Genomic DNA, 18,554 nt, shown 5'->3' on the forward strand with positions numbered 1-18,554 from the left:
AATTTCGTTTTTTAGTGGGTATTATTCTGTATAGAAGTACATATTATCTACCAACAAATTGGAAATAGTAGCATCAGAAACAAAAAATATTTGAGCCAGATTGCGTCTACTGCTCAATCCAAAATCTGCTAATGGAATATCCAAGCTTATCCATTGGTTGCTGGTCAGCGCTGTACTGGCAATAATTACCGAACCACTAGAATCATTGTTGCCTCCAAAAGCACCGTCCGAACCAAAATCACCTAGTTCTATTCTAATAAAATCTGATGCATCTATGGCTTCTGGTATTCTAATATCAACATGAAAATGAGTCATTCCTGATGCATCTACGGTAGGGTTCTTAAACTCTGTTGCCACAAAATTGAGCGCAGTATATTCTATTACATTGTCACCATTAATGTTAATTGCGCCACCCAATGTCGTTTGAAATTCTGCGAAAAATCCATTATAGAAATCCACTGGCACATTGGTATAGGCATCACTAAAAATACTTATCACATTGGCAGCATTTCTGCTAGGTATGGGTGCAAATTCGAAACTACCACCAACGTCAATGCTTAAAGATCCTTTTGCAAGTACCCCGGCAAGCGTTGCGGTAATTACCGCCGAACCTGTTCCTACCATAGTTACCACTCCTAACTCACTAACCCTTGCAACTTCGGGATCTGAGGATGTAAATGTAAAGTAAGAAGGAGCCGCAGTAACAGTTTCATTAACACCCGAAGCTAAATTAAAGGTTTGTGTGAGTCCGGTGACAGAGGTTTCTATACCCAGGAAAGATTGTAGTGCTACTTCTTCCCCATTAAAAATTGCGGGTCTTGCTTGTGCTACCGTCCCCAATTTTTCAAATTTTAAATCATCTATCCAAAAGGTATACCCATCGCCATCCTCAGGGCCTTCTGAATACCAAAACATTCCACGCTCTGTCGTTAAAACAAAAGGATCCGGTATAGGTATAGTATACTTAGTCCAGCCCGTGCTTATTCTTAAGTTATTCTTGGAAACAAGGTATTTATTTTCACCAAAATTATTTCCAAATCCAATTTCATTTATGGTAGCTGATTTCGTTGCCTTTGCCCAAAAGGTAAGTGCATCAAAACCACTTAGATCTCGACCGCCGTCATCAGGAAAAATCGCTCCGGCAAAAGCACCACTGGGATCACCAACATTAGGCACATCAAAGCGCATAGAAGCCGTTCCGTTATACTTTACTTCGGTATCCACAGTAAAAGCTTCAAGTTTAGATCCTTGAAAAGGAAAGTATTCAAGTCCACCACTAAACCCATCAATAAATATGTTGCCATTTTTTGAAAAGGAAGCAAAGGCTACCTCATTTGAAACTTCTCTTTCACAAGCTGTAAACCAGACTAAAACGAGTCCTAACAGCATGGTGGTTCTTAAAAAGATATTATTTTTATTTTTCATTTGTCTCTTTTTTATTTCCCAATATTGATATGTATATATGTTCTTATCTCCCATTCGTTGCCATTCCCAAAGCCAACAGGACTAATGGTAGGGCTTGTTGCAAATTCTGCCGCCTCATTAGGAAGATATCGAGGAGAAAATTCGTTCATGGTACGCCAAGTACCTCGGATACCCACTTGAGTACTGGGTAAAATAAACCAGTCTGGCTTTCCTAATGTCGTTGAAATATCTAACATGAGCTGCACAGGATACGTAAGGTTAAAATCGCGATGGTAATCAAAGGGACCCCAATCATTAATTTTAAAAGCATGTTCTACCTTTATTTTGTTGTAGATTAAGCGAATATCGCCTCCAAAACGCTCCACCAATCGTTCATCACTACCATTGGCTTGTGCATTTCCAAAATAAAGATTTGCAATCATACCCAAGTCTGGGTTTATTTTAGAAACAATTCTAGTATGTGTTTCCCATAAATTTTGTGCAGGCACTGAATTAGGAAAAGCAAATAAGGTACGGTTCCCTAAAAATCCAATAGCGGCATCCATGGTGGTCGGATGATGGCGAAAAACAAACCCGGCACTAACAGCTAATTTTGCGTCTTCAGCACGATCATTATCCCATTCGTACATCCAAGTACCAGGAGTTGGATCCCAAGTAAGGAGTAGTTCTCCCGCTGTAGTTTCTCTATTGGCTCGCACAACAAAGGGATCATCTAAAATATTTCTAAGTCTTCCAGGCCCTTGGGCGTCATTTGGCATGGGACCCACGATAGGTTTTTGCCATAAGAAGTTAGGTGCAATTTGAACATTGCCAACGGTATAGGTTAACCCTGTAAGGAAATTAGTTTGATTTCCACTTCCGCTATCCTTTAATCGCCAACCTGTAAAGGTTCTTGTATAATCAGCACCACCATTGGCGACTAAGCCCATGGCTGCCCCCTGAGCATACCAATTGAAGCGCCCACCTGAGTACGTGATTTTTCCTTTGGCACCCCAATTATCTTTTTCATTAACTTGGTCGGTATAGATGATATATTTTGGATCTTCATTTGGTGTATTTGGATTATAATTTGGATTCTCTTCTGAAAATTGGAATAGTCGATCATTTAATGGTTGACCACCCCAGATCCCTCCAATTTCAAAACCAAAATCTCCAATTTCTCTTTCAATATGCAGCGTAGCCCTTCGAGTTCTAGGCATAGGTACAGCCAAAGAAGAAACAATGGTACCAAAATCATCAATGTCTTCATGATAAACACCAGTAAGGTCATATTTACCAATACTTCTACTGTATTTTAATAGAATGGCAGGGTTAGCACCCCACCAAAGTTGCTGGCCGAAAGCTGCTTTAAATCCTTTTATGTCTCTTTTCCCATCAAATTCAAAACCACTAATGACCCCGTTGTATATGTCTAAATTTGGACCGTAGTTGGCCTCTGGATATAAACCGAAGAAATCTCCTTCATACCCCCAATGGTAATGTCCTGTTCTATAAAAACCTCTTAGATCAAAGTTTTTAGTATTCCACTCGTAAGAAGCATTATAAACTTGTACGCGATTAACATCTTCAATAAGCACATTTCCTTCACCAGTAACCACCTCTATCGGTCGCCCTCTATTCTCATAAAATATTTCATCGATAGGATTTGTTGCGACATTTCCAAGGATGTTAAAATTAACATTAGCTCTCATATTTGGAGCTGGCTCTCCTTCAAAACCTATAAAATAAGATTGCATATCGTCAAAACCCAATTGGTTAGGATAATCTGTAGCATTTGGATCGGGAGACTCAGGCGTGGTAAGTAAATTACCACCCGTATTAAAGGTGGTGAATTTCGCTTCCAGTTTACTCACTCTAAGCTTACTAGTTTGCTCACCAACCAATGCTGCTTTATCACCTCGTGCTTTTAAAACAGCATCCATAATTTGGATATTATCAAAGTAATTTTGAACAAAGGATAAGGTGACCCCATCTTCGTACGGGTTTAATCGATGTGCCTCTTTTAGAGTATAATAGGCTGCTCTCGGATATAAATCATAAAGTCCTCGAGGGTCTGTCTGGCCTTTAGCACAGATTCCAAACCATTCTTCGTTCATATTATTCTCGCCCGGAACTAAATCAATATCATACCCGCCATTAGACCATGACGCGTTATTGTCGTGTATATCTGCATTTTTCCTGTCATCAAAACCGTACTTCCACCACCCATCACTAAATTGAAAGGTAAACCCACCAATTGAATTTTCAGCCTTTCCCAATCCTGCCGCATTTTCGTAAATCTCTTTCCAGTTCCCTAACATATAATAGGCCTGAGCTTTTTGATCTTCTTGATTTTTAATAGCATTAAAAGCATCTGCCCCAAATTCTGTAAATAAAATGGGCTTGTTCAATTTGTCTTTTACTGTTTGAAACGCATCTCCAAAAGATACACCCCGGTACATATTTACACCATAGATGTCAACATCCTTACACTCTTCGGCAATAATGTCTATAAATAAAACATCACCATTACAAATGGCTACAGGATGAGAAGAATCCATGGACTTCATTTTAAGCGTGGCTTCATTCATAAGCTTATACATGGGTCTTCCTCTCTTTTCCCCAACAAACATTCTTTCTTCCTCGTCGTCTGGAAAATCTTCTGTTTCGGCCCCCGCCCAAAACAGGCCATAGTTATTTTCATTACCTAACAAGTACATTAATAGTCCTGGCGTGTTTTTATAATCTCTGACCAAATTTTCAATTTCAGACATCAAGAATTTCTGAGTACGCGCATCTGAATAATCTGTAACAGGAGTCCATACACCATCAAGTGTTAGCCCATACCTTCCAAATGAATGATTCAACATGGTATATATGCCATAGTTTTCATAGATATATCGAATCCACCTTGCCGGAACACCAGTATATTGCCTAATGGCATTAACACCCATATTTTTTAAAAGTGACATTTCCGTATCGAGTCCGGCCATAATAATGTCATCCGACTTTTTCCAAAATTCGGCGTCTACTGTATTTCTTCCGATAGGTATATAATCCCAGTTCATACCATTAATCATGAAGTCCTCACCATTGACTACCAATCGCATTCCGCTTTCATCGTTTACGACCACCACTTTATCTGTTTGCGAAAAGATAAATGTTGTACATAACAAGAGTACTAGGTTTAGTGCGTTTTTTCGAATTGTATCCATATAAGAATTTTTGATTTCATAAAATTATCATAATTATATTATTAAATCAATTTTTTTTACCTCAACAAAAAGTATACATGACAATAAAACCACCTATTTATTATCAATTTAAAAGTGGAGAGCAGCAATTTATAAAGAAACTCAAGTTTAGCTCGAGAACTAGAAAATACCGTTAAAAAAAATAGCCTTGACGCTATTGTTGAGGTAATGTTGAGGTAGTAGTGGTGTTAAAAATAGAATTGTTGAGGTGTTATAGCTCTAAAATATAAGTAACAAGATTGTCTTTATGTTCTAAATTGAGTTTTTTACGGAGTCTATAACGCTTTATTTCAACACTTCGAGAAGAAATATTTAACAAATTAGCGATTTCTTTAGAAGATAAGTTCAAGCGCAAATACGCGCATAATTTTAAATCACTAGGAGATAACGAGCCATGTATTTTTTTGATATTCTTTAAAAAATCAGCATCGGCATTATCAAAGGCCTCTTTAAATAATTCCCAATCATCGTTCTTTTTCAAACTTTTGTCAATAATAGAAATTACCGGCTTTAATGAGTTTTTATCCTTAACTGTATCTAGTTCTTCTTTTATGGTATTTAATAATTCGTTCTTTTTTATAATACTCATAGCTGAAACCGCTAGTTCTTTGCTTTTACTTTTAAATTCGGTCTCTAATTGTTCGTTTCTAATTTTAATAATTTCCTTTTCGTTGCGTACTTGAGTCAACTCTAATTCTTTTCTGTTTTTAAGTATTAATTTTTCCTGCTGTTTTTTGTAGTAACGCTTATATACGTTATGCATAAAAAAGGAAAAAAGGAATACCCCTAGAATATAAAGAATAATTAAAGTGTTCGATACATACCATGGCTTAGCGATACTAAAGGAAAAGCTAGCCATATTACTGGCGACTTTATTTCCTATTCTAGATCGAACCTTAAAAACGTAATCACCATAAGGAAGGTTCTCAAAAGTTGTCTCTGCTTCTTCAGACCAATCACTCCAATCGTCATACATCCCTTGTAACTGATATTGGTATTGCGTTGTTAATAATTTATTGAACTCTGGGGTATAATAGTTTATTTTAAGGTTATTTTGATCACTGTTATAATTTGATTGGAGACTTGGATCAACTAAACTTAGATCTATCTTGTTAAACCCATTTAAAACCTCTCCGATACGTATTTGAAAATCTTTTATTTCTAACTTATCTAAATCAGCCGTTAAGTATCCCGAAGTTGTCCCTATTAAATAGGTGTTTTTATCCGGAAATTTCATTATATTTTCATACCCTACAATACCCTCACGCGTTTTCTTTGTCAAGGGTATACTCTTCACTTTTAAGGTATTGGCCAACACTGGCCTGTTTACATAACTTATATTAGTATTGGTAAAAATCCATAAAGAATTGTTTTTTTTATTTGAAATTAATTTCCCGGTTAAGTATTCATCTTCAGTATACACTGCGCTCAATATACTATCTCTTTGAAACTGCTCAGAACCCATATTGTAAACATAAATGCCCTTTTTATACCCAAACAATAAAGAACCATTATAACTAATGATCCCTGAATTAGCACCCTTTAAACTAGAATCTATAGCCACACTATTTATCTTAATTAAAGAAGGGTCAACCGATAGTTCAAAAACACCTTTATATTCATGGTTTACAAATATTTTATTATCTATTTTCTCAAAGTATCGTGAGGAATTATTAAAACCCTCCAGCTTATTCCGAAGTTTCCAATTTTGGTTGTTTTTTTCCAAAATATACAAACCATCATAATTTCCTTGAAGCAATAAATTTGGCTCATTAGCAATTTCAGCAATATCCCAAGTTCCTTGAATACCCTCTATTTTTTGGGCCTGGCCGTCGGCAATAATAAAAGTACCTGAGTTATGCCCACAAAAAAGTGTATCCTCAAAAATATTTAAACTCCATACTTGGCCCTGGGTTCCATTTATAAATTTAAAGGTATCGTCAGCGAGCAGACTTCTATAAAAAAGCCCTTGATTGGTACCTAAATACAACATGTCATTATGTACTATAGAGGCGTAAACACTTCCTAAAACGCCCTTATAATCGTGGAATACTTTGTAGGGAGCATTGCTATTTACATAACTTATACCATTATCAAGCCCTAACCAAATATTATCATCAACATCTTCAAAAAGCGATAATACGGTATTGTTTGATAGTCCATTGTTTTGATCTATTTGATATATAAGTTCCCCATTCTGATCTAAATAACTTAATCCGTTAGAAATTGTACCCAGCAAAAAGTGTTTATTTTTAAGCTGTATACCGGCATAAAGGCTTCCCTTTGAGACAAATTCATTAGAAATACGTGTTGACTTTATCAGCTTATCATCTTGAACACTATAAAAACCATTGTTTTGGGTAAGTAAGACTATTCCCGTTGCTGTTTTAAAAATATTAATGACCTCATCTTCCTTTACGATTTCATCATCAAAAAGTAAAATGTCTTTGCCATAGTCTATTTTAAAAATGCCTTGACCCATTCTTTGAAAATATATGCTTTGACCCACTTTAAATATTTTAGTTATGGTGTTTTTTGAGTCAATAATATTTACCGAGGCATCTTTTACATTATAAATATAGATACGTTTTAAAGATTGAAATACCATCCAATCTTCCATAGCTATAATATTCCAAAATTCTTCATCTTCAATTAAATCATAATCAATTTTATTTGCTAAAGACGTATACGCTAATACTCCTAACGAATTTTTTTTCCAATATCCAAAATCCATAAAACAACCCGTATAAATGAGATCATCTACCACTTTTACAGATCTTAAAATAGATTCATTGGGCGTGGGATATAGTTTCCAGTTTGCCCCATTGTATTCAAGCAAACCCTTACTATTGGCGACATAAATTAATTTCTCGGCCGATTGAGAAATAGACCAATTTTGATTTTCAGCATTATAGTCTTTAGGAAAAAAGTTTTTAATGGGCGGTAATTCTTGTGAAAAACAAGAAAAAAGGAACAATAGGGCTACTAATACGTTGAAATTTTTCAATAGTGTAGATATATAAAACCAAGTTATAGCAATGGTTTCTAAAGATAATAAAAAAGCCTAATACCAACTATACAATTTCTGCGCTTAGTCCGGCTTGTAATAGCTTACTGCATCGAGGCTTTAAATCATCGTAATCCCCTGTTTTTACGGTACATTTACCATTGTGATGAACAATAATAGAGCATTGTTCTGCTTGCTCCGGCGTATGATCGCAAACCCCTATTAAGGTTTCAATGACATGGTCGAAGGTATTGACCTCATCGTTATACAGTACTATTTCGTTTTGTTGTTGCGTTGCTTCTTCTACAAGTAGGTCTTCTAAGACCTTTTCTTTTGTGCTCATAGATACATTTTAATACTAATATACAATTTCTTTGAAAACCTAGTTTATTTTAAACCTGCTTTTTAACAATTATGTACTATTAAAACTATGTAATCAAATTAAAAAAGGGATTTCTCTATCCCTAGAAAAACCCCTTTTTGATGTAATCTTGTTTTTAATTTTAAATTAGTAAAGGTAATTTAGTGCGATAATATCATTGTTATTAAACTCTCCATCCTCATTAAAACTAAAACATGCCAGCATGATTGAAGTGGGGTCATAGGCCGCAGGAGTTCCCGGAATGGGTATGGCTCCTACACCTGAGGTTCCTTCATTGAGATTCTGTCCGCAGCTTTGACGGCTAAACCAATCGGTATGTCTAAAACCTACAGAATGACCCATTTCATGAGTAATAACGTGTTCTACAACATTCACATCTGCGTTGTCTAAACCGTAAATTTGAATAAATTTATTGGGGTTCCCATTACTTGGAAAACCCGCAGAGCCGCCTGCTCCTGATTCATTAGGATTGTAGTACACGACCATATCCTTATTTTGGTAGGAGGTTCCAAAAGTTAGTGTGAACCGAATACTTAAATTTAAAGCATTATAATTATTAACTGCATATTGTAGTGCGGTTCGTTCTTTGGTAGAAAGTGCATTTTGACCGCCAGTATAGCCAATAATTGAAAGTACTCTGGGCCTTACTAAATTTGTGGTATGATAATTTTTAGCCGCTTTAGTATTAAGTTCTGATAAACTTTTAAACTGTTCAGCTGAAAATAAAATATCATTTTCTAGCTTAAATCTTTGTTCCATGGTTCCATCGGGAAGCATAAAATCAACTACAGAAACGTCATCTACATTATAGTAATTGTTTTTAAATACTTTTAAAACATCGTCAGTTAATGCTAAGGCTTCTTGCTGAATAAGATCATTACTTTCTTCAGGCAAAAGCAAGTTGGTTTCATTTCCTTTTTCACAAGCGCTTTGTAGGCCCATTAATACAATAGCGCTAAAAATTAATCGGTTTTTTTTCATAATACTTGAGTTTTAGTGGTTTATTTATTTGTAGTCTTTTTCAATATTAAATTGAAATATTCCTACAATATAACAATACCCTAAATTAAAACATCATAAAAAAATTTATTTTCGATAAACTGCAGCCACCCAATTATTACGTTCTAAATTAGAATCGAATTTTAAGCCTACTTCATTACATTTCTCGGTAATTATGGGCAGATCTTCCGTATAGAATCCACTTAAAAATAAAATCCCGCCTGGTTGTAAGCATTGTACATAGGTCGAAATATCAGCCAACAAAATATTCCGATTAATGTTGGCGATAATGATAGCATAGCTTTTATCCCCTAACAAAGAGGCATCACCCTCCATAACATTGATATGCGTGCAATTATTGCGCTCTACATTTTCTTGTGCGTTCAAATAGCACCAATTATCAATATCGATAGCGTCGACCTCTGTTGCGCCTTTCATGGCTGCTAAAATGGCTAATACACCAGTACCACTTCCCATATCTAAAACAGACTTATTTTTAAAATCTGTATCTAGAATATGTTGTAACATCATGTGGGTTGTTTCATGATGTCCAGTGCCAAAACTCATTTTAGGTTCAATAACAATATCATACAGCACATTGGCTTTTTCGTGAAAAGGAGCCCGAACAATACATTTTTCATCCACCTGAATCGCATTGAAATTCTGTTCCCAAGTAGCGTTCCAATTTTCTTGAGCTATTTCTTTAGAGTCGTTTTCTATTTTAAAGTTTGGGTTTTTCAATATCTCGATAGTGTCTAAAATCGAAGTTGACCAATCGCTTTTTTTAATGTAGGCCAAAACTCCGTCTTCAGTTTCTAAAAAGCTTTCAAAAAGCACTTCACCTAGTTGAGCAATTAAAATATCAGTAGCGGGTTCTAGTGGGGTTACTCTAAAATGATATTCGATGTACGTATTTTCTTGTTCCATTTTTATAGTGAATAAAAAAAGGACATTCGTTGTTTGAACATCCTTTTAAAAATTAAATGTTTAACCTTTAAATCGCTTTTACTATCGCCATAAAATCGTCCGCAACTAAAGATGCCCCTCCAATTAACCCTCCATCCACATCGGGCTTAGAAAATATTTCAACAGCATTAGACGGCTTTACGCTACCACCATATAAAATAGAGACGGTATTAGCGATATTCGCATCAAAAGCTTCGGTGATTGTTTTACGGATAAAAGCGTGCATTTCTTGCGCTTGCTCAGGTGATGCTGTTTCCCCCGTACCTATGGCCCAAACAGGTTCATACGCTAAAACAATATTTTTCCAAGCTTCGGCCTCCAAATCAAATAAACCATTTTTTAATTGACCTGCGACAACATTAAAATGATTATCTGACTTTCGGTCTTCTAATTCCTCTCCAAAACAGAACATAACTCTCATATTTTTTGCCAGTGCTGCTTTTACTTTTTTTGCTAATATTTCATCAGTTTCACCGAAATAGGCTCTTCGCTCAGAATGACCTATGATTACGGTTTGAACTCCTATGCTCAAAAGCATATCGGCAGAAATTTCACCTGTAAAGGCACCACTTTCAGCAAAATGCATGTTTTGAGCAATTACTTGAATGGTTGAAGATTCTAAATCACGAACAGCAGAAGCTAAATTCACAAAGGTTGGTGCCACCATTACTTCTGCGGCTGTATCAGGCAGTTTTGCGGAAAGTTCAGCAAGTAATGCTTCTGTTTCTTCCTGATTTTTATTCATTTTCCAATTTCCTGCTACAATTTTACTTCTCATAATTTTTATACTTTTAATAAGATGCTTGATATTTAATTCCTTTAACTTTAATTAAACTTCAATTCATCTAAATCGTTATAATGTACTTTTTGTTTGATCGTTCCTTTTTCTAAAACCAGCACCCCGGGGTTAGATCTAACGATGGTTTTTAAGGTAGTTTGATCTGTAAAATAGAAATCAAAAGCCAGTTTGTATTCTTTGCTTAGTTTTAAGGTAAAGTCTTCACTTGAGGCCGACATACCAATTACTTTATATCCGTTTTTAGTGGCTTCTTCAGCTATTTTTTTAATTTCCTCGAAGGCTTTATAATTACTTTTAGATAAGTCATAGGCAACTACCATCACTAATTTAGGCTCTTGTAGTAATTCATCCGCCCTATCAACCCCATCCTTTTCAATGGTAAAATCATGAATAGGGGGTTCATAACCTGATGCTATTTCGGTGGTTTCTACATCTAAGAATTCACCATCAACCGTGGGGTAATCGCCACGGGTTACAATCACTTTTTCCTCACCATTTACCTTAAATTTCCAAGCGTAATCAAAGACAGCTTTTTGCGCATCTTCCGGAACTATCATACCTTCTTCTATATTGGCACCAATTTTATAAGGTCTAAAATCTATTGCCGGTAGGTGATTTAATACATAGTAAGCAAAAACAGAACTCGCTAATACCGCAAGCAGGGTTAAAAATCTATTTACACCAGCACTAAAAATAGGGCTAATGTATTTTTGCCCTTTAAACAAAATTAAAATAAAAAGCAGCAATATAACATCTTTGGTAAAAGATTCCCAGGGGGTTAACTTTAAGGCATCTCCAAAACAACCGCAATCTGTTACTTTATTGAAATAAGCGGAATAAAAAGTTAAAAAAGTAAAGCCAATAATCATTAATAATAAGCTCCAGAGGGTAAATTTTACACGAAAACCTAGTAATAAAAGCACTCCTAAAAGCACTTCTAAAATAACCACTAGAATAGAAATTTTAAGGGCGTGAGGTTCTAAAGAGGGAAAGTTCAAGACACTAAAACTAAAATACTCTTCAAGTTTAAACGAAAAACCTACTGGATCATTCAGCTTTATAAATCCACTGATAATAAATAACAAGCCGACAAAAATTCTACTTACTGCTACGAAATATTTCATTCTTATTTAGAATTTGAGGTTAAATGTATCATGGCAAATACCGCATAATTAATCATGTCTTGATAATTTGCCTCAATACCTTCACTTACCAAGGTTTTGCCTTTATTATTTTCTATGGACTTTACACGTAATACCTTTTGTAAAATTAAATCGGTAAGGGAGCTTACACGCATATCTCTCCAGGCTTCACCATAATCGTGGTTTTTGTTAAGCATTAGTGCTTTCGTTAGCGATAGATGACTATTAAAATGCTCCAAAGCCTCTTCAGTAGTCATGTCTGGCTGATCTGCTACACCTTCATGGATTTGAATTAAAGCCATAAGCGCATAATTTATAATGCCTATAAACTCTGATTGCTCGTCTTCATCAACTTTATGAAACTCGTTTTCCTGCAGTCCACGAATGCGTTGCGCTTTAATAAAAATTTGATCGGTTAAAGATGGAAGTCGCAATATTCGCCAAGCACTGCCGTAATCTTTCATTTTTTTAGAGAATAAATCTCTACAAATTTCGATGACTGCATCGTATTGTTCTGACGTTTTTTGCATGTATTGTTTCTAATTTGTGTAAATTTCGTTCAAAATTTTTAAATGTTCAAGTATCACGGTTTAAAGTTAAGCCAATACATCAAATCTTATTCAATTTCATTAAAAAATGACAGTAAATTGTAAAGGAAACCTTATAGATTTTAAAAATCCTAAAATAATGGGTGTGTTAAATAGTACGCCAGACTCATTTTATGATGGCGGAAAATATATGAATCCTGAAGCTAGTATAGCACAAGTAGCTAAAATGATCAATGACGGCGCTACTTTTATTGATGTTGGCGCCTATAGTTCTAGGCCAGGCGCTGCACATGTTTCTTTAACTGAAGAATTGCGACGAATTGTTCCCATTGTTGAAGTATTACTAAAAGAATTCCCTTCTATTTTGCTTTCTATAGATACCTTTAGAGCTCAAGTGGCTAAGGAATGTATTGAGGCGGGAGCCAGTTTAATTAATGACATTTCGGCGGCGAGTTTAGATAAAAACATGATGCAAACCGTTGCCGAACTGAAGGTACCCTACATAATGATGCACATGAAAGGTACGCCTCAGCAAATGCAACACCATACAAATTATGAGCATCTTTTAAATGATGTGTTATACTATTTTTCAGAAAAAATTAGCAAGGCACATGCTCATGGCATTAATGATGTTATTATTGATCCTGGATTTGGCTTTTCAAAAACATTGGAACAAAATTACGAACTCATGCAAAAATTAGATCTCTTCAAAATTACCGAAAAACCTATTTTGGTCGGGATTAGCAGAAAATCTATGATATACAAACTATTAAAAACCGACGCCAAAAACGCATTAAATGGCACGAGTGTTTTACATACCATTGCCCTTTTAAAAGGGGCTCATATACTTAGAGTTCACGATGTTAAAGAAGCTGCAGAATGCATTGAAATAGTGGCGCAAACTGAGCTTACAAATAACTCGTTTTAAGTTCATTGATTTTTCCTAATTTTACAAAAAACCACGTAGCTTGAATTTTCTAAATTTTCTGGATTTTAAAATTACCGACCTTATCGATATTTTTTTGGTCGCTATTCTCTTGTATTACATTTACAAATTAGTTCGCGGAACTGTTGCTATTAATATTTTTATTGGTATTGTCTTTGTTTGGGGCTTTTGGAAACTGACTGAGTTGCTCGAAATGAAAATGATTAGCAGCATGGTAGGCGGTTTTATGCAAGTAGGTTTAATTGCTTTAATCATTGTGTTTCAACAAGAAATTAGAAAATTCTTATTAATGATTGGGTCGACCAACTTTTCAAATAAACGAAACTTTATAAAACACTTTAAGTTTTTAAAACAAGAAGCTGGAGCGATAAGCACCGATGTAGATGCTATTTTAGGCGCTTGTGATAAAATGAGCAGTTCTAAAACGGGTGCCTTATTAATTATTAGCCGCACCAATTCGTTAGATTTTGTAAAATCTTCAGGCGATAAAATGCATATTGAAATTTCGCAACCCATCATTGAAAGTATCTTCTACAAAAATAGCCCCTTACACGATGGCGCCGCTATTATTGAAAACAATTACATTGTAGCTACCCGAGTAATCTTGCCGGTATCGAACGAGCGAAATATTCCTTTGCGTTTTGGATTGCGACATAGGGCCGCTGTGGGCATTACCGAAAAAACTGATGCATTAGCCTTAGTGGTAAGTGAAGAAACGGGCAGCATTACCTATATAAAAAACGGAGAATTTACGCTTTATAAAGATTTGAACGAGCTTTCAAACATGCTTAAAGAAGACCTTTTGTAAAGTTTTAGGTGCTAAGATTTAAATTCTTGTAAAATTAGTCGCTAGACTAAAGTTTGTAGTTGTTTGGGGATAGTTTACGAGTTTAAATGCACAAAAACTAGGTATGTAGAAATTAATAATGTATCAAAGATTGTAAAAATAGTTCTGATGACAAATGTAAACTATTTTGTTCTATTGAGCCTCTAGAAATGGCTTGCTCGTTGGTCTTCGACAAGCTTAGACTGACATTTTGAAATTCATTAGCTTTAATTTTTAAATAACAAAAAAACCAACCAATGGAATGTAAAAACTGTAATGACTCTCTAAGAACAGATTATTCTTTTTGTCCTGCTTGTGGTGCTAAAGTGATACGGAATAGAATTACGGTTAAAAATCTAGCATATGATGTTACCGAACGATTTTTTAATTTGGATAATACTTTTTTAAAAACCTTTTGGCATTTATTCACTAAACCCGATATTGTTATAGGTGGTTATATTGATGGTATTCGTAAAAAATATATGAACCCCGTAAGCTATATGACTATAGCTTTAACACTATCTGGAATATTATTATTCTTCTTGAGAAAATACTTTAAAGATGATATAAAATGGAATAGTATTTCCAACGGACAAAATGAAGCTGCGAATGCAAAAATTATGGAGCTTATGTTTGATTATAGCTCCTTTATATTTTTGCTTTATATACCTATTTTAGCCATTGCATCATATCTCGCCATTAACAAGGGTAAATATAATTTACCAGAATATTTTGTCACTTTTATTTATATTTTGGCACAATATAGTATACTATCTTTTCCAATTAGTATAGGCGTTTTATTAATTTCTCCTGAACAATACCTAACTATTGGACTACCGCTAGTGTTTTTTATATTCTTTTATAGCGTTTATGTACTTCAAAAAATGAATACTTATAAAATCAAATATTTAATCCCTAGATCGATGTTGTATTCGTTCTTAACATTTGTGGGATTCATAGGGTTGATAATAGTATTTGTGATTGTATTATTTGCTACTGAAATGTTAGTTTTAGAAGATTTTGCGCCGCCCAATTAAATAAAATTGAATTGTCCAAAAATTAAACGTAGAATAGAAAAATAAAAAAAACTAGATTTCCTTCTCGGAAAAAACTTAAAACTTAAAACTCGAAACTAACCTTACGCCACTTCCTCTGATAAAAATTGCGCTTCGTATAAATTGCTATAATAGCCTCCTTTTTTAAGGAGTTCTTTGTGACTGCCCATTTCCATAATTTTACCGGCATCCATCACAATTATTTTATCTGCTTTTTTAATGGTTGCCAAACGATGTGCGATAATGATCGATGTTCTGCCCTCCGTTATTTTTTCGGTCGCTTTCTGAATCAGTTGCTCAGAATAGGTGTCAACAGATGATGTTGCTTCATCTAAGACCAAAATACTGGGATTGCTTACGTAGGCCCTTAAAAAAGCTATTAACTGTCGCTGTCCACTTGAAAGCATAGTGCCACGTTCCTTCACGTTGTAATCATAGCCATTGGGTAAACTACTAATAAATTCATCAACACCAATTTGTTTCGCTGCAGCTTCAATATCCGCTTTGCTAATATCTTGATTTTTTAAAGATATATTATTGGCAATGGTGTCCGCAAATAAAAATACGTCTTGTAAAACTACCGCAATTTTTGAACGCAAGGAACTGAGGGTATATTCGTTAATAGAAATTCCATCTACAGAAATAACACCAGAGTTGATCTCGTAAAAACGATTTAATAAATTTATAATAGTCGATTTTCCTGCTCCAGTAGCACCAACAATGGCCACCGTCTCCCCTGCCTGTACTTTAAAAGAAATTCCATGAAGCACTTCTTCATTTTCTAAGTAGCCAAAGTGTACGTCTTTAAATTCAATGTTTCCTTTAACATCTTTTTGTTCAATAGTACCTGAATCTTCAATTTGGCTATCCGTATCTAAAATTTTAAATACCCGATTTGCTGCAACCATACCCATCTGCAGTGTATTAAACTTATCTGCAATTTGGCGTAAGGGTCTAAAAAGCATATCAGAGAGTAAAATAAACGCAAAAATAGCGCCGTATTCATTAGGAGCAACATTCGCAATATTTAATAAGCCACCATACCAAACAATTAATCCAATCGCAAGCGAAGAAACGATTTCAGCAATAGGAAAGAAAATAGAGTTGTACCAAACTGTTTTTAACCAAGCATTTTGGTGTTTTTCATTAATCACTCTAAACTTTTCTTTTTCGGTTTCTTCTCGGTTAAAAAGTTGCACTATTTTCATCCCTGTGATGCGTTCTTGCACAAAAGAATTTAAATTCGACACTTGTGCTCTTACTTCAGTAAACGCAATCTTCATTGCCTTTTGAAATAAACGCGTCGCATAGGCAATGATTGGCATAAGCGCGAAAACAATTAAGGCAAGTTTCCAATTCTGATACAACATAACCCCACCCACTACGGCCATCTTTAATAAATCAGCGACAATAACAAAAAAACCTTGGCTAAAAATTTCACCGATTCGTTGCATATCAGCAACGGCCCTTGTGACTAAAATTCCGATCGAGGAGTTGTCAAAATATTTCATTTTAAAACCCATCATTTTCGAAAACAAATCGATCCGAACATCTTTAATTACCGATTCGCCCAACCAATTGGCATAATAATTAAACCCTAACTGACTTACTACCTGCCCTAGTAAAACACCAAGCATAGCCATCGTTAAATACCATAGTTTGTCAACATCTTTTAGGGTGATGGCTTCATCCACAATATCTCCCACAATAATAGCGGTCATTACCGCAAAACCTGATAATAAAATAGCAGCGATAGCCACACCATAAAAAGTAGTTTTATAAGGCTTAGTGTAGTTTACTAATCTTTTAAACAAGCTAAAGTCAAAAGCTTTTCCTGATTTGTTGTCCATGTACTATTTAGTTCTTTTTGGATATGAAACTTGTGTCAAATATAAGCCTTTTGCGGGTACTGATGGGCCTGCATTACTTCGGTTTTTACTTTTTATAATTGTTTTAACAGCCTCAATTTCTAATTTGCCCAAGCCTACTTCAAGTAAGGTACCTACAATAGCTCTGACCATATTTCTTAAAAAACGATCTGCAGTAATCGTAAAAACCAGCACATCCTTGTTAAGGACCCATTGCGCATGGCTTATGGTACATAAATATGTGTTTACATCAGTGTTCGACTTTGAAAAACATTCAAAGTCCTTATAGGTTAACAATAGTTCTGCCGCTTGATTCATTTTCTCAATGTCTAAAGGATATTTTACATAGTGTGCAAAGGGTATCAAAAAAGGATTTTTTTCTTGTACCAACCAATATTCATAGGTTCTTGAATGCGCATCAAACCGGGCGTGGGCATCGTCAGCTACCTTGTAAATATTCTGCACTGCGATATCCGCAGGTAAAAAAGCATTTAAGCGATATAGTAAATCTTCAATATCCCTACTTATAACAGCATCAAAATGTGCAACCATTTGTTTTGCATGTACGCCTGCATCTGTTCTACCTGCGCCAATTAAATCGATTTTTTCTCCTAAAAGTGTTGAAAAAGCTTCTTCCAAAACTTCTTCAACCGTAATAGCATTGGGCTGAATTTGCCAACCATGGTATTGTTTTCCGGAGTACGAAAACACAACAAAATATCTCAATGGAATAGGTTATTTTTGTGAAAAACAAAGATAGTACCATTTCAACATGTAGACCCTAGACATTTGACATATTTTTAATGAAACGAATACTTTTACTTTCTGATACCCATAGCCACATGGATGATACTATTTTAAAATATGCAAAAAAAGCAGATGAAATATGGCATGCTGGCGACATTGGTAATTTAGTGGTTACAGATACCTTACAAAAGCTAAAACCTTTACGCGCTGTATATGGTAATATTGATGACCATAAGGCCCAGTTAGAGTTTCCCTTAGATAATAAATTTATGTGCGAAGGTGTGGCTGTTTGGATCACACACATTGGCGGTTACCCTAACCGCTATAATCCTAGAATTAAAGAAGAAATAAAAAAAAATACGCCTAAATTATTTATTACCGGACATTCGCATATTCTAAAAGTGATGTGGGATAAAAAACTTAACTTATTGCATATGAACCCTGGAGCTTGCGGTAAACACGGTTTTCATCAAATAAGAACAATGTTACAATTTGTAATTGATGGAGATAGCATCAAGGATTTAGAAATTATTGAGCTAGGACAAAGAGCCGGTTAATTTAAAAAAATCGCAAGGAAAATATGAAAACTTGAGGGCTGAGTAAAGCCTACA

15 protein-coding genes are annotated in these 18,554 nt (G+C 35.0%); 4 read left to right on the plus strand and 11 right to left on the minus strand.

The window, feature by feature from the left end:
- Positions 1–21: 21 nt before the first annotated feature.
- The 9 genes from GQ45_RS06460 to GQ45_RS06500 form a co-directional block, all read right to left on the minus strand.
- Positions 22–1,425 carry a hypothetical protein gene (locus GQ45_RS06460; RefSeq protein WP_047420126.1) on the minus strand — a complete coding sequence of 468 codons (1,404 nt, stop codon included), beginning with the start codon at positions 1,423–1,425 and terminating at the stop codon, positions 22–24.
- A gap of 11 nt (positions 1,426–1,436) precedes the next feature.
- Entirely contained in the window at positions 1,437–4,619 is a 3,183-nt protein-coding gene (locus tag GQ45_RS06465; protein WP_047416102.1) for a glycoside hydrolase family 2 TIM barrel-domain containing protein, read from the minus strand.
- A 250-nt stretch (positions 4,620–4,869) separates the two neighbouring features.
- Positions 4,870–7,665, minus strand: a complete 2,796-nt coding sequence (locus GQ45_RS06470; protein WP_052188141.1) for a triple tyrosine motif-containing protein — start codon at positions 7,663–7,665, stop codon at positions 4,870–4,872.
- Between the two features lie 67 nt (positions 7,666–7,732).
- On the minus strand, positions 7,733–8,008 hold the full coding sequence (locus tag GQ45_RS06475) for an ATP-dependent Clp protease adaptor ClpS (protein WP_047416103.1): 276 nt from the start codon (positions 8,006–8,008) through the stop codon (positions 7,733–7,735).
- A 165-nt stretch (positions 8,009–8,173) separates the two neighbouring features.
- Complete coding sequence (locus GQ45_RS06480) at positions 8,174–9,028, minus strand: M57 family metalloprotease (RefSeq protein WP_047416104.1); 855 nt, start codon at positions 9,026–9,028, stop codon at positions 8,174–8,176.
- Positions 9,029–9,133: 105 nt separating this feature from the next.
- Positions 9,134–9,973, minus strand: a complete 840-nt coding sequence (gene prmA, locus GQ45_RS06485) for a 50S ribosomal protein L11 methyltransferase (RefSeq protein WP_047416105.1) — start codon at positions 9,971–9,973, stop codon at positions 9,134–9,136.
- 67 nt (positions 9,974–10,040) lie between these two features.
- Entirely contained in the window at positions 10,041–10,790 is a 750-nt protein-coding gene (tpiA, locus tag GQ45_RS06490; RefSeq protein ID WP_047416107.1) for a triose-phosphate isomerase, read from the minus strand.
- 47 nt (positions 10,791–10,837) lie between these two features.
- Positions 10,838–11,935 (minus strand): BT_3928 family protein, encoded by a 1,098-nt coding sequence (locus GQ45_RS06495; protein WP_047416108.1) that lies wholly within the window; start codon positions 11,933–11,935, stop codon positions 10,838–10,840.
- Between the two features lie 2 nt (positions 11,936–11,937).
- The gene (locus GQ45_RS06500; RefSeq protein ID WP_047416109.1) at positions 11,938–12,483 is read right to left on the minus strand and encodes a DUF1599 domain-containing protein; all 546 of its coding nucleotides are present in this window, start codon (positions 12,481–12,483) and stop codon (positions 11,938–11,940) included.
- Between the two features lie 106 nt (positions 12,484–12,589).
- On the opposite strand from GQ45_RS06500, the gene folP reads away from it, so the two are divergent.
- The 3 genes from folP to GQ45_RS06515 all read left to right on the plus strand — a co-directional run bounded on the left by folP (position 12,590) and on the right by GQ45_RS06515 (position 15,310).
- Positions 12,590–13,429, plus strand: a complete 840-nt coding sequence (gene folP / locus GQ45_RS06505; protein WP_047416110.1) for a dihydropteroate synthase — start codon at positions 12,590–12,592, stop codon at positions 13,427–13,429.
- A 40-nt stretch (positions 13,430–13,469) separates the two neighbouring features.
- A complete protein-coding gene (locus GQ45_RS06510) occupies positions 13,470–14,255 on the plus strand; it encodes a diadenylate cyclase (protein WP_047416111.1) in 786 nt (261 codons plus the stop codon).
- Positions 14,256–14,530: 275 nt separating this feature from the next.
- The gene (locus GQ45_RS06515) at positions 14,531–15,310 is read left to right on the plus strand and encodes a DUF3667 domain-containing protein (protein WP_047416112.1); all 780 of its coding nucleotides are present in this window, start codon (positions 14,531–14,533) and stop codon (positions 15,308–15,310) included.
- Between the two features lie 101 nt (positions 15,311–15,411).
- On the opposite strand, the gene GQ45_RS06520 is transcribed toward GQ45_RS06515, so the two are convergent.
- The gene (locus tag GQ45_RS06520; RefSeq protein ID WP_047416113.1) at positions 15,412–17,178 is read right to left on the minus strand and encodes an ABC transporter ATP-binding protein; all 1,767 of its coding nucleotides are present in this window, start codon (positions 17,176–17,178) and stop codon (positions 15,412–15,414) included.
- A gap of 3 nt (positions 17,179–17,181) precedes the next feature.
- Positions 17,182–17,922, minus strand: coding sequence for a tRNA pseudouridine(38-40) synthase TruA (truA, locus tag GQ45_RS06525; protein WP_047416114.1), 741 nt, complete (start codon positions 17,920–17,922; stop codon positions 17,182–17,184).
- A 77-nt stretch (positions 17,923–17,999) separates the two neighbouring features.
- Here truA and GQ45_RS06530 point away from each other — a divergent pair, with 77 nt between their 5' ends.
- Positions 18,000–18,500, plus strand: a complete 501-nt coding sequence (locus tag GQ45_RS06530; RefSeq protein ID WP_047416115.1) for a metallophosphoesterase — start codon at positions 18,000–18,002, stop codon at positions 18,498–18,500.
- The last annotated feature ends 54 nt before the right edge of the window (positions 18,501–18,554 follow it).

Source organism: Cellulophaga sp. Hel_I_12, from assembly GCF_000799565.1.
Classification (GTDB): Bacteria; Bacteroidota; Bacteroidia; order Flavobacteriales; family Flavobacteriaceae; genus Cellulophaga.

Coding starts and splice junctions, on each gene's coding strand:
- GQ45_RS06500 (WP_047416109.1), bottom strand. CDS start 12,483: ATGCAAAAAACGTCAGAACAATACGATGCAGTCATCGAAATTTGTAGA.
- prmA (WP_047416105.1), bottom strand. CDS start 9,973: ATGGAACAAGAAAATACGTACATCGAATATCATTTTAGAGTAACCCCA.
- GQ45_RS06530 (WP_047416115.1), top strand. CDS start 18,000: ATGAAACGAATACTTTTACTTTCTGATACCCATAGCCACATGGATGAT.
- GQ45_RS06515 (WP_047416112.1), top strand. CDS start 14,531: ATGGAATGTAAAAACTGTAATGACTCTCTAAGAACAGATTATTCTTTT.
- GQ45_RS06465 (WP_047416102.1), bottom strand. CDS start 4,619: ATGGATACAATTCGAAAAAACGCACTAAACCTAGTACTCTTGTTATGT.
- folP (WP_047416110.1), top strand. CDS start 12,590: ATGACAGTAAATTGTAAAGGAAACCTTATAGATTTTAAAAATCCTAAA.
- GQ45_RS06495 (WP_047416108.1), bottom strand. CDS start 11,935: ATGAAATATTTCGTAGCAGTAAGTAGAATTTTTGTCGGCTTGTTATTT.
- GQ45_RS06520 (WP_047416113.1), bottom strand. CDS start 17,178: ATGGACAACAAATCAGGAAAAGCTTTTGACTTTAGCTTGTTTAAAAGA.
- tpiA (WP_047416107.1), bottom strand. CDS start 10,790: ATGAGAAGTAAAATTGTAGCAGGAAATTGGAAAATGAATAAAAATCAG.
- GQ45_RS06475 (WP_047416103.1), bottom strand. CDS start 8,008: ATGAGCACAAAAGAAAAGGTCTTAGAAGACCTACTTGTAGAAGAAGCA.
- GQ45_RS06460 (WP_047420126.1), bottom strand. CDS start 1,425: ATGAAAAATAAAAATAATATCTTTTTAAGAACCACCATGCTGTTAGGA.
- GQ45_RS06480 (WP_047416104.1), bottom strand. CDS start 9,028: ATGAAAAAAAACCGATTAATTTTTAGCGCTATTGTATTAATGGGCCTA.